Consider the following 12,176-nt stretch of genomic DNA (forward strand, 5'->3'; position numbering starts at 1 on the left):
TGCTCGGGGGTGTTGTTGTTATTGGCCGCAGAAATTCGGTGGGCGCTTGTCCATGGCCGCGCGCAGGGCTTCGGCGCCATCGGCACTGCGCCCGCACAACAGCCCGGCGGCCAGTTCGGCCTGCAATTGCTCGGGCAGGCTGCGGGCGGCGCCTTCGCGGATCAGCGTCTTGGTCTGGGTGAAGGCGAACGTCGGGCCGTTGGCCAGGCGGGTGGCCAGCTGCGTGGTGTGGGTGTGCAGTTGCTCGTCGGCAACCACTTCGCCCACCAGCCCGGCAGCCAGTGCGCGATCAGCGCTCCACAGCTCGTCGAGGAACAGCAGGCGCTTGGCGTGTTCGCTGCCGATCAGCCGTGGCAAGTGCCAGCTGGCGCCGGCATCCGGCGAGTAGGCCATGCTGGTGTAGCCGGCCTTGAAGCGCGCCGACTGGGCGGCGATGCGCAGGTCGCAGCACAGCGTCAGGTCCATGCCGGCGCCGACGGCGGTGCCGTTGATCGCGGCAATCGTGGGTTTGTCGAGGGTGTGCAGGCGGGTCATCAGGGCGTGGGCGGTTTCGGTCCAGCCGTAGGTTTCCAGGGCGCCACACGATTCGGCTTCGGCCCACTCAGCCAGGTCGGCGCCAGCGCAGAAGCTGCGGCCGCTGCCGGTCAATACCACCACGCGCACGGCGGGGTCGCTGTTGAACGCATCGAGCAAGGTATGCAGGTGCTTGAGGGTCGGAATGTCCAATGCATTGCGCTGTGGGCCACGGTTGAGGGTGATCCAGGCAACGCCTGCTTGCACATAGGTGAGCACGGACGAATCGGTAGGCATGGCTTCCTCGAATTATTTTAATTGGCGTGAGGGGTGCGACATGACGAGATACTAAACGAGTGTTCAGTAAGGAGGCAATCGGCAAACAGCAAATTTTTTCAGAGGGCAAATACCGGCCTGAACAGTGCGTTCAGGCGGCGAGAAAGGCTCAGGGTTTGAGCAGGTAACGCTGGCGCCCGCCGCTCTGCAGGCCGTCGACCCACGCCTCGCAGATCTGGATGCCCTGCTCCGGGGTAAAGGTGCCGGGGTTGAGCCCGGACTCCAGCCACAGCCCGTCAAGCAAGGCGCTGAGGGCGATGGCGGCGAGATCGGCGTCGAACTGCTGCCAGCCTTCCTCCTTGGCCATGTCGGTCAGGGCGGAGCGCATGATGGTGCGGTACTCACCGTAGGAATGTTCGTGAGCCTGGTTGATAGCGGGCGCCGTTTTCACCGCGCCCCAGAACACCAGCCAGGCATCGAGCAGTTGCGGGTCGAGCAATTCAGCCGAAAACGAACCCCGGAACAACGCCGAGAGCCGCTCGCGAGGGTCCGGCGGCGCCTTGGCCATGGTCTCGCGCAGCAGGCTCATGACTTGACCGGTGATCGTGCGGTAAGCCTCGGCCACCAATTCGTCCTTGCCGGAGTAGTGGTGGCTGATCAACCCGACCGACACCCCGGCCTCGGCACTGATCTTGCGGATCGAGGCGCCCTGGAAACCATCGCGCTTGAGGCACGTGAGCGTGGCCTGGACCAGATTGGCCTTGCGCAATTGCGGCTCCATGCGGGAGAAGCGGGATTCCTGGGTCATGGGGCAGTGTCCTGGTTGAGTCGGCTGCACGACTCTACATCAGTCACGGAACCCCGGCGACACCCGATCCAGCATCCGCAGCAATGCCGCCCACGCCAACTGCATGGCGTCCGGGTCGGTCAGCTCGCCCTCCTCCAGCGCGCGTCCAGGGTTGTTGAATTGCTGCTCGGTGTAGGCGCAAACCTCGGCGGGCGGCAGGATTAATGCGCCGCAAGCCTGGGCGGCAATCTGGATTTCGCAGGCCTTGTCCAGGTAGTACATGCGCAGGAACGCTTGGCTGACCGTCTCGCCCACGGTCAACAAACCGTGATTGCGCAGCATCAGCACCGGCTTGTCGCCCAGGTCATCGACCAAGCGGCGTTGCTCAGCCATGTCCAGGGCGACACCTTCGTAATCGTGATAGCCGACCTTGCCGTAGAACTCCATCGAGATCTGGTTGACCGGCAACAAGCCGCACGCCAGCGCCGCCACCGCACAGCCCGCACGGGTATGGGTGTGCAGCACGCACTGGGCGTCTTCGCGCGCACCGTGGATGGCGCTGTGGATGACAAAACCGGCAGGGTTGACGGCGTAAGGCGAAGGCTCGACCGCGCGGCCATCCAGGCCGATCTTCACCAGGCTGGAGGCGGTAATTTCATCGAACATCAGCCCGTAGGGGTTGATCAGAAAGTGGTGCTCAGGCCCGGGAATGCGCACCGAGATGTGGGTGAAGATCAGGTCGCTCATGCGGTAGTGCGCGATCAGTCGATAGCACGCGGCGAGCTCTTCACGCAGTTGCTGTTCTTGGGATGGCTCGGTGGAGTGAGTCATTTTTATTCTCCAGGCACGGGGTTGGTGAGGGCGACGCTAAGCCAGACGCCAGTAAAAAAACAAGTTGATTTTTTACTGGCGCTCGCCTCCTATAGAAAAATAACAATAACAGCGCCTGGAGTATCCGCACCATGTCGCACCCCGCCTTTGCTCACCTGTTCCAGCCGCTGCAACTGCGCGGCAAACGCCTGAAAAACCGCATCATGTCCAGCGGGCATGACACCTCGATGCCTACCGACAACCAGGTTAACGCGCAGTTGATCGCCTACCACCGCGCACGCGCCGAAGGCGGTGTGGGGCTGATCGTGCTGCAGGTGGCCGGGGTGCATGACAGTGCGCGGTACACCTCGCATGTGCTGATGGCCACTGACGATGCGTGCATCGACGGCTACCGCGAATTGGCCCAGACCTGCCATGCCCACGGTACCGTGGTGCTGTCGCAGATCTTTCATCCAGGGCGGGAAATCATGGAGTCGGCAGACGGTTTGCTGGCCGTGGCGTACTCGGCTTCAGGGGTGCCCAACGAACGGTTTCGAGTGATGCCTCGGGCGCTGGAGCAGGCGATGATCGATGAGATCGTCGCCGGTTACGCGGCGGCAGCGAGGCGCTTGCATCAGGCGGGTATCGACGGGGTGGAAGTGGTTGCCAGCCATGGTTACCTGCCGGCGCAGTTTCTCAACCCGCGAGTTAACCGGCGCACTGATGACTACAACGGTTCGCTGGAGCAACGCTTGAGGTTCTTGAGGGAAATCATCGCGGCGGTGCGGGCGGCGACCGATGCGCATTTCATCATCGGCCTGCGTATTTCTGCTGACGAACGCGATGCCGAAGGGCTTACCGAAAGTGAATCCCTGGAGGCCGTGCAAAACCTGCAAACGCAGTTGGACTATGTACACATCGTCGCCGGTACTTCAGCGTCTCTGGGCGGCGCGATCCATATCGTGCCGCCCATGGCCATCGCTGCCGCGTACTTGGCGGATGAGGCGGCGACGTTCAAGGCCAGCCTGTCGATTCCACTGTTTGTGACCGGACGGATCAATCAGCCTCAGGAAGCCGAGTTGATCCTGGCGCGAGGCCAGGCCGATGTGTGCGGCATGACCCGTGCGCTGATTTGCGACCCGCTGATGCCTGCCAAAACCCTCGATGGCCGTGCCGAAGACGTGCGCGCGTGCATTGCCTGCAATCAGGCGTGTATCGGTCACTTTCATAAGGGCTTGCCGATCTCCTGCATCCAGCATCCCGAGACCGGTCGCGAGTTGGTCTTCGGCAACCTGCAACCGGCGTTAAAGCGCCGCCGCATCATGGTGGTGGGCGGTGGGCCGGCCGGTATGAAGGCCGCCGCCGTGGCGGCGCAACGCGGGCATGACGTAACGCTGTACGAGGCCAGCGGGCAGTTGGGTGGGCAAGTGTTGTTGGCGCAATTGCTGCCTCGGCGCAGTGAGTTCGGCGGCGCCAGCACCAACCTGCAACGTGAGATGGCGCTGGCGGGTGTTCGCGTGGTGCGCAACACCCGCGTCGACCGTGCGCTGGTGGAACAGGCGCAACCCGATCACGTCATCATCGCCACCGGCGCCGAGCCCTATTGGCCGGCCTTCGAGCAAGGTGGCGAACTGCAGGTGGTGGACGCCTGGCAGGTGCTGCGCGATCAAGTCACGTTGGGCCGCTCAGTGGTGGTGGTCGACTGGCGTTGCGACTGGATCGGCCCCGGCATCGCCGAACGCCTGGTACGCGCCGGCCATCAGGTGCAATTGGCGGTGAATGGCACCCACTGCGGCGAGAACCTGCCCCTTTACGTGCGCGATCAACTGGCCGGCGAGCTGCACCGGCTGCGCATCCCGATCATCCCCTATGCGCGCCTCTACGGCTGCGATGACAGCACCGTCTACCTGCAACACACCGCCAGCGGCGAGCCGATGCTGCTGGAAAATATCGACACCCTGGTGTTGTGCCAGGGCCATCAGCCGGTGGACACTCTGGGCGCGGAACTGGCGGGTCTGGTGCCCTTTGATCGCATCGGCGACTGCCTGGCCCCGCGTACCGCCGAAGAGGCGATTTACGAAGGACTCAAGGCCGCATGGCACCTTTGAACGACGACCCCCAGCAACTGTTCCTCGGCACACGCATTCGCGGCCTGCGCAAAGCGCGCGGCATGACGCTGACCGAGCTGGCGCAGCTCAGCGAGCTGACCGCCGGCTATCTCAGCCAGTTGGAGCGCAATCTGGCATATCCATCGATCCCGGCGCTGTTCAATATTGCACGCAGCCTGGAAGTGACTATCCAGTGGTTTTTCGCCAGTGAGACCATTCCCGCCGAGGCGGATGAAGGTTATGTGGTGCGTCAGGGCAACCGGCAGAGCATCCGTTATGAAGATGGCATCGTCGACCAACTGCTGACGCCGTTGCCCAACCATCAACTGGAAATGCTGCAATCGAGCTTTCCTCCCGGCGCCTATAGCCAACAGAGCTATAGCCACGCAGGCGAAGAAGCCGGCTACGTGTTGAGTGGGCGGTTTGAGCTGTGGGTGGGAGAGCGGCATTTTTTGCTGGATGAAGGCGACAGCTTCAGCTTCGCCAGCAGCGAACCGCATCGGTATGGCAACCCGGGCAAGGTGCAGACCGTGGTGATCTGGGTGATTACGCCGCCGACGTTTTAGGCCGCTGGCACAAATGGAGACGCTTCCTACAGGAACCGGCGACGGTGGCGCGGCATGCCATCAGTGTTAGGCAGGCAGGTCGCTTGTTATAAATCGGGCTACTTCTTTTCGAGGTTGTCGCCATGTCTTTACTGCAGTTGCTGTTTGGAAAGCCAACGCAAGATGATTGGGATCGAGTAAGGGACGTCAAATCCCTTAAAACCTGGAAGGTCGTACGTGGCGGCATTGGCGTCGATGCTGTCGAAAACATGGCATCGCCGCACTACCAAGAAGCGGTGCGCCAGGTGCGCAATATGGAGGCCGATCATTCATGGGCCTGCTGATCATTCTTCCTTTAAATGTGTGCCTTGCCTGTTCAGCTTGAGTGATCGCAAGGTCTATGTTGGGATCGTACAGTTCGCCGGAACACCGACAGAGTCCGAAGGTGTGGACCATAGGTTTACCTTGATTCCCCTACTCAGCGGATACCGGGATAAGGACACGCTGGACGTTACGTTCAACACGCACTACCCCCAAACGACCCCGCCCCTGCCCATCATGCTGGCCCAAGAAAACGTGGTCTCTGGTACTCGCTTCGACTTCACCACCTGGAACACTTTCCAATCGCGCAAAAACCGCACGACGCGACAGGGCCAGTTCTACCAACACCGCCCTGCTCGACCAGTAAACACCTCACGCGCGTGCGCGGTTCGACCGATGAACGCCGCCCTCACGGCCACTTGAACACCTCGTCCACCGGCACGCGGTAGCCGACTGCCAAACGGTTGGTTTCATTGGCCATGCCGACCACGGCCTGTAACTCGCCAAACATAGCGTCGGTCATCCCGGCCTTGCGCGCAGCCGCTGTGTGAGAAGCGATGCAATACGGGCAATTGTTGGTCACGCTGACGGCCACATAGAGCAATTCCTTGGTCAGCGGGTCGAGCGCCCCCGGTGCCATGATTTCCTTTAGGTTTTCCCAGGTACGGCGCAGCGTCGGCGGGTGGGCGGCCAGGCATTTCCAGAAGTTATTCACATGATCGACCTTGCGGGTCTGCATGATGTCGTCATAAACCGCACGCACTTCAGGGCTGGCATCGGCGTATTCGGTGAGGTGTTGAGTCATGGTACTTCCAAGGCGTTGAGAGAGCGTTGTGGAATACCGCGCGGAGCCCTCTGCTGGCAAGTGAAGCTGTTCAGTGCGCTGTAAGAAAGTTGACGAACGGTCTGTGACCGGCAGGCTTGTCGTGGCTGGCAGGCTTGCCACAGGATTCGTGATTTGCGGTAAAGAGTCCTTTTCGGATTCGACGGTTTTTCCGAAGGAACGACGGGCGGATACTCGACTCCATTGTTCACACCTCTTCAGGAGTTACTGATGTCTATCCCGACCCAAAACGTCCCCGCCTTCGGCCTCGGCACCTTCCGCCTGCAAGGCCAAGTGGTGATCGACTCCGTGAGCACCGGCCTGGAACTGGGCTACCGCGTCATCGACACCGCGCAGATCTACGAGAACGAAGCGGATGTCGGCCAAGCCATTGCCGACAGCGGCGTACCGCGTGACGAACTGTTCATCACCAGCAAGATCTGGATCGCCAACTTCGCCGAGGGCCAGTTGATTCCCAGCCTGCGCGAGAGCCTGCGCAAACTGAAAACCGACTACCTGGACCTGACCTTGATCCACTGGCCATCGCCGGAAGACCAGGTGCCTGTCGCCGAATTCATGGGCCAGTTGCTGGAAGCCAAGCGCCTGGGCCTCACGCGCCAAATCGGTATTTCCAACTTCACGATTGACCTGATGAAACAGGCGATTGCGGCGGTAGGTGCCGAGAACATCGCCACTAACCAGATCGAACTGCACCCCTACCTGCAAAACCAGAAGGTGGTGGATTTCGCTACCGCCAACGGTATCCAGATCACCTCGTACATGACCCTGGCCTACGGCGAAGTGCTCAAAGACCCGATCATCCAGCAAATCGCCGAACGCCATCACGCCACCCCGGCGCAAGTGACCCTGACCTGGGCCATGCAATTGGGTTACGCGGTGATCCCGTCATCGACCAAGCGCGCGAACCTTGAGAGTAACCTCAAGGCCCTGCAACTGACCTTGAGCGCGGCCGACATGGCGCAGATTGCCAGCCTGGAACGTGGCCACCGCCTGACCAGCCCCAAAGGCATCGCACCGAAGTGGGACTAAACCCTGCTGGCGGGCTCGCGGGATAATTCCCTCAGCCACGGCAACACTCGCAGGCCACCGGTGGCCTGCGGGGGGTCGATGATGTCCATGAAGTGTTCAAGGTTAACGGTGTCTGGCGCGCCGGGCAGCCGTACCAACACGCTGGGTGTTACATCGGATTGGCCCAGGTCCTGGTGATCGTAGACCAGCGCATGGCGTACCTGCGGCTGCGGCCCGACGGCATGGGCCATCAACCCCGCATTAATGATCAGCACGTCAAAGGGTTCGGCCGGGATGGCGGTGAGAATCTGCAGCTCTTCGAAGGTTTGCACCGGGACAATCCGGTGATACCCCAACTGGTTGAGCATTTTTTCGATGTACAGCCGGTGCAGGTGCTGTTCATCGGCAATCAGGATGGTCAGTGCTTTGTTCGGCATGGCAAATCCCTGGGCAGGCTGTGCTCGTCAGTGAGCATCGCCCATTCTCCAGACATATCTCGAAGACAAAATCAGGCTTATTCCCACTTATTGTAGGAATTTTCCCAAATCCGCCAGATGACCATCAACCATCGTCAATGCCGATTGCAATAAGCACTCAGGTAATGATGCAGCTCGCCGATGGCCTCACCGACGGCGTCAACCGCCGAGCCCAAAGCCTTACGTTCCTGTCGTTGACAAACCGACTCGAGCGTTTCACAACAGGCAATCAGCGCCAAGGCCTTGACCATTCGTGCCCCGCCCTTGGCGCGGTGGGCAAGGTCATGCAGCGCGTGAAAATTCGTTGTGTGTTGCAGCGACGGGAGCAGCGCGCGGTCAGTTTCCAAGCTATCGAGCAACGGCTCCAGCAGCTCCTTCAGCGCGGCGTGATCGTCCCCCGTCAACGAGATTAACGTGCTCAAATCGAACGCCACTTCAGTTGCATCTGGACGAGGAAGGGCCGTGAGCGAGGCCAGGGCCGAGCGCAAGTCCTCAAGCCCGGCAGGTTTGAACAGGCATCCATCCATACCCGCTTGCCGACAACGCTCGGTTTCTTCCGGTTGTGCGTTGGCAGTAAAGCCCAATAACAGGCACGGCTCCAGGCCGAACTCTCGCTCATGCGTGCGTATATCACGGGCCAAGGTGTAGCCATCCTTGAGGGGCATGTTGCAATCGGTGATCACCGCATCCGGCTTCTCGGTTCTCCAGAGCTCAAGCCCCTGTATACCTTCTTCGGCAGTAATGATGCGATGCCCCAGGAAGCTCAATTGCCGCGCCAGCAGCAAACGGTTGGCCGGGTAGTCATCCACCACCAGAATGTCCAATGCCCGCGCCGGCTGGACGGCAGGTTGGGGGGCTGATACCTCAGCCGGCAAAGTAGCCGTCCTGGCCAACGCCAGCGTCACGTCCACCCGCGTTCCTTGGCCGAGCACACTGCTCAAGTGCAGCTCACCCTCCATCATTTCACACAGGTTACGGCTGATCACCAGCCCCAACCCCGACCCGCTACGCGCCGATTGCTCGGTATTGCTTCCCTGAATAAACGGGTTGAACAGCCGTTGCTGGTCTTGCGCACTGATGCCAATGCCGGAGTCTTCCACCCATAGCCTGAGGCTCAGCTGGCACGTGTCGGACGCCGGCGAACTGCGCGCGCCCAACCGCACCTGGCCTGCAGCGGTGAACTTGATGGCATTGCTCAGCAGATTGGACACCACCTGCTTGAACCGCATAGGGTCAGCCAGCACCTGGCAATCAATCAACGGATCAAGCTCTACCTGCAGCGCCAAGCCCTTGGCCCGCGCCAGCCCCTCGAACACCCGCACCACCGACATCAGCAGTTCATGCAGGTTGGCCGGCTCCAGGGCCAGGGACAGGTGGCCAGACTCGATCCGGGCAATATCCAGAATATCGCCAATCAACTCCAGCATACCGTGAGACGCAACCGAAGCCACCTCCAACGCATCGCGGTCGGCGTGGCCCTGCTCGGCATTGGCAAGGGCCAGTTCGATCATGCCGATCACCGCATTCATAGGGGTGCGGATCTCATGACTCATGGTGGCCAGGAACGTAGTCTTAGCGCGGTTGGCGGCGTCGGCATCCTCCTTGGCCTCCTGCAACTGGCCCAATAGGCGCTGACGCTCACTCACGTCCACCCAACCGGCAATCATGCCCACGACGTTATCGTCGCCATCACGGTACGGCAGCATCCAGTGGTAAATGGTTAGCGCCTTGCCACTGGGCAACCTGAGTACCCGATCATGAATCTGCGGCTCGCCACGCTCCATCAGCCGCAGGTAATCGCCATGAAAAGACTGAGCCTGCGGGAGGTTAGTGCTGTCGTTTTCTATCACTGTCTTGCCGATCACCGTTTCGAGCTTGTAGCCGAACACGTCCAGGTAAGCACTGTTGCAGGCCATCAGCCGCCCTTGGCGATCACGCACATAAATCGGATGCGGTGTGCCGTCGATCAACACCCCCATAAAGCGCATCTGGTCGCTCAAGGCGCGTTCGGCCTGGGCACGTTTGCGTATCAGGCTGCGCAGGTAAAACGCCCACCCCAGGGTTATCAGCAGCAATAGCGCCGCCAGGCCAAAACCTTGAATGATCGCGCTGCGATGGCGTAGCCAATGGTCTTCGACGATAACGTCAGTGCGCCACTGGCTGATCAGCTCATCCATTTCCTGAGGCGGGATGCTCAGCAACGCCTTGTCCAGAATCGAATACAACTCCAACTGGCCGCGGTTGACCCCAAATGTCATGCGTGCTGGGTCAGAGCCGACTGTGCTGGTCACGCGCAACGTGTCACGGTACTGAAGGGCGATCAGGTAGCGCGCATTGATTAATGAATTGACGGCCCCCTCGGCGGCGCCACTGCCCAACAGCGCCATGGCTTGTGTGGGGTTCTTGGCCTCCACGAAGTGGATACCGGGGTAATCGCGATTGATGACCTCACGCAGCGCACTGCCCTTGGTAATCGCCAGGCGTTTTCCAGGCATGTCCTCCAAGGTCATCGTCGCCGGGTCGTCGTTGCGGGTGACCAGCACCAGAGGGTTGGTCAGGTACGGCCGAGTAAAGCGCAACTGATCAGAGCCTTCGATACTGGGGGTAATCACCGCCATCATATCCGCCCTGCCAGTGCTGACCGCGTCAATCTGCTGGGGCATCGACCCGCCAGGGACAACGTCGAACTTCAAACCGGTACGCAGGCTGATCCGGGACAACACGTCGGCACTCAATCCGTCCAATTGCCCTTGCGCGGTAAAGGAGGCCAAAGGCAGCATCTGGTCGGACGCTACCACTCTGACCCGGGGATGTTTCTCCAGCCAACGCTGCTCGCCCGTGCTCAAGTGCAATCGCTCAGCACCGAGCAGGCCAAGATTACCGCCACTCCAACGCCGTAATATTTCCATCTGCTCGTTAGCCGGGATCGCCCGCAACGCCGTATTGACGATGCGCAGCAGCCGAGTGTTATCGCGGGAAACAGCGAAGGCAAAGGAGTTGGATTCCAACGTGGAAAAGTCTGCCATTTGCACATTGTTCAGGTGGTTGCGGCTGATCTGGTAATTGGCGGTGATGGCGTCTCCGAGATAGACATCGGCGCGACCGAACGCCACGGCGCCGATGGCTTCGAAAATAGACGGAAACAGTTCCACACGGGCCTTGGGATAGAAGGCCTGTACGGCGTCGGGCGGCATATAGTGATAGAGCATCGCCACGCGCTTGCCTGCCAAATCGACAGTCAAGGCCTGGGCGTCTCCGGTGCGGGTTACCAGGACCGGTTGATCGTTAGCGTAGGAGCGAGACAAGACCAACTCCGAGTCGCCCGCTTCAAAACCGTTGGCCGTCCCAAGCAAGTCAATGGCGCCTTTCTTGAGCGCTTCGATCACCTCATCGCGAGTGTCGTAGCGCCGAACCTCCACGCTGACATTCAGCGCCTGGGCGAGCAACCCGGCATAGTCGGCCGTGATCCCCTCAAGCTCGTCGTTATTATTCGTCAGTTCGAAAGGCCCGTAATCCGGTGCGGAAACCCCCAGGAGCAACGTACGACGCTCGCGCAGCCAGTGCCAGTCAGCCTCCCCTTGCTCCATGGATGGGCCACGGCTATCCAGGCTGGCGTGCCCCAGCAAACGCAGGGCTTGAGGCTCATCAAGGGCGACCGCCGCCATCGGCAGCAGCCCTATCAACAGGGCAATCATCAACCTTCGAATGTGGGTTGGGGTCATTTCAAATCAGATCAGATGATTACGCTGGGCGAACTTGGCCATGTGCACCACGGATGACATGCACAGCTTGTCTTTGAGCCTCGTTTTATAGGTACTGACGGTCTTGTGGCTGAGTAGCATTTGATCGGCAATCTGGTTGTTACCCAGGCCCAGAGCCAGCATGCGCAACACCTCCACCTCACGGTCCGAAAGCGACTCTACCAGCTGCATCTCCGTGGACTGCAAATCGTCACGGCGCACCGAACTGGTCGGTAAGCTGGGAAAACAACTGTAGTTGGACATCACTGCCTTGATCGCCTTTTGCAACTCGTCCAACTCCCCGGTCTTGGAGACGAACCCCATAGCACCGGCACGCATGCAGCGAGAGGAAAAATACTCAGGAATCGCCGCCGTCAGTACCAGCATCTTGCACGGCACGCCCAGCGCCTTGACCCGGGCGATGACCTCAAGCCCACCCAGCTTCGGGATTGCCAAATCAAGAATAATCAGGTCTGGGCGCCCCTCTCTGGCCTTCTGCACGGCATCCGCGCCATTACCCGCCTCATCGATGTCGGTGAAACCTTCTTGCTTAAGCAAGAACCGAACGGTCTGGCGGATAAACGGGTGGTCATCGACTATTAATGCTTTGTTGTTCATAAATATGCCTTGGTGTAAGTAGCCTTACACATCACTAGGAACACAGGTACCTGTGAGAAATGACAGTGCCGACCAACGGCACTGCCCTCACCCGGGACGATAGCCAGGTTGTGCCTGGTCCCTTCGGTTG

The 12,176-nt window shown here is 60.4% G+C and carries 11 protein-coding genes; 4 read left to right on the forward strand and 7 right to left on the reverse strand.

The window, feature by feature from the left end; all coding sequences use genetic code 11:
• Positions 1 to 18: 18 nt before the first annotated feature.
• The 3 genes from ACI77I_RS07700 to ACI77I_RS07710 form a co-directional block, all read right to left on the reverse strand.
• Positions 19 to 810: an enoyl-CoA hydratase/isomerase family protein gene (locus ACI77I_RS07700; RefSeq protein WP_406997260.1), complete on the reverse strand. Its 792-nt coding sequence runs from the start codon at positions 808 to 810 to the stop codon at positions 19 to 21.
• Positions 811 to 958: 148 nt separating this feature from the next.
• On the reverse strand, positions 959 to 1,597 hold the full coding sequence (locus tag ACI77I_RS07705; RefSeq protein ID WP_242155479.1) for a TetR family transcriptional regulator C-terminal domain-containing protein: 639 nt from the start codon (positions 1,595 to 1,597) through the stop codon (positions 959 to 961).
• Positions 1,598 to 1,636: 39 nt separating this feature from the next.
• On the reverse strand, positions 1,637 to 2,407 hold the full coding sequence (locus ACI77I_RS07710) for a class II aldolase/adducin family protein (RefSeq protein WP_094952813.1): 771 nt from the start codon (positions 2,405 to 2,407) through the stop codon (positions 1,637 to 1,639).
• Between the two features lie 131 nt (positions 2,408 to 2,538).
• Here ACI77I_RS07710 and ACI77I_RS07715 point away from each other — a divergent pair, with 131 nt between their 5' ends.
• The 3 genes from ACI77I_RS07715 to ACI77I_RS07725 all read left to right on the forward strand — a co-directional run bounded on the left by ACI77I_RS07715 (position 2,539) and on the right by ACI77I_RS07725 (position 5,383).
• The gene (locus ACI77I_RS07715) at positions 2,539 to 4,494 is read left to right on the forward strand and encodes an FAD-dependent oxidoreductase (protein WP_263274863.1); all 1,956 of its coding nucleotides are present in this window, start codon (positions 2,539 to 2,541) and stop codon (positions 4,492 to 4,494) included.
• Entirely contained in the window at positions 4,482 to 5,060 is a 579-nt protein-coding gene (locus ACI77I_RS07720; RefSeq protein ID WP_094952811.1) for a cupin domain-containing protein, read from the forward strand. The genes ACI77I_RS07715 and ACI77I_RS07720 overlap by 13 nt, the downstream gene beginning before the upstream one ends.
• A gap of 122 nt (positions 5,061 to 5,182) precedes the next feature.
• A complete protein-coding gene (locus tag ACI77I_RS07725) occupies positions 5,183 to 5,383 on the forward strand; it encodes a hypothetical protein (protein WP_406997261.1) in 201 nt (66 codons plus the stop codon).
• A 386-nt stretch (positions 5,384 to 5,769) separates the two neighbouring features.
• Here the strand turns inward: ACI77I_RS07725 and ACI77I_RS07730 are convergent, their stop codons facing one another.
• Positions 5,770 to 6,165: a carboxymuconolactone decarboxylase family protein gene (locus ACI77I_RS07730; protein WP_094952809.1), complete on the reverse strand. Its 396-nt coding sequence runs from the start codon at positions 6,163 to 6,165 to the stop codon at positions 5,770 to 5,772.
• A 249-nt stretch (positions 6,166 to 6,414) separates the two neighbouring features.
• On the opposite strand from ACI77I_RS07730, the gene dkgB reads away from it, so the two are divergent.
• On the forward strand, positions 6,415 to 7,233 hold the full coding sequence (gene dkgB / locus ACI77I_RS07735; protein WP_094952808.1) for a 2,5-didehydrogluconate reductase DkgB: 819 nt from the start codon (positions 6,415 to 6,417) through the stop codon (positions 7,231 to 7,233).
• Here dkgB and ACI77I_RS07740 read toward each other — a convergent pair.
• The 3 genes from ACI77I_RS07740 to ACI77I_RS07750 form a co-directional block, all read right to left on the reverse strand.
• Positions 7,230 to 7,649, reverse strand: a complete 420-nt coding sequence (locus ACI77I_RS07740; protein ID WP_094952807.1) for a chemotaxis protein CheY — start codon at positions 7,647 to 7,649, stop codon at positions 7,230 to 7,232. The two genes, dkgB and ACI77I_RS07740, sit on opposite strands and share 4 nt — an antisense overlap.
• A gap of 134 nt (positions 7,650 to 7,783) precedes the next feature.
• A complete protein-coding gene (locus tag ACI77I_RS07745) occupies positions 7,784 to 11,410 on the reverse strand; it encodes a transporter substrate-binding domain-containing protein (RefSeq protein WP_406997262.1) in 3,627 nt (1,208 codons plus the stop codon).
• Between the two features lie 6 nt (positions 11,411 to 11,416).
• Positions 11,417 to 12,046 carry a response regulator transcription factor gene (locus tag ACI77I_RS07750; RefSeq protein ID WP_094952805.1) on the reverse strand — a complete coding sequence of 210 codons (630 nt, stop codon included), beginning with the start codon at positions 12,044 to 12,046 and terminating at the stop codon, positions 11,417 to 11,419.
• Positions 12,047 to 12,176 lie beyond the last annotated feature (130 nt).

The sequence above is a fragment of the Pseudomonas sp. D47 genome (genome assembly GCF_045447305.1).
Lineage (GTDB): Bacteria > Pseudomonadota > Gammaproteobacteria > Pseudomonadales > Pseudomonadaceae > Aquipseudomonas.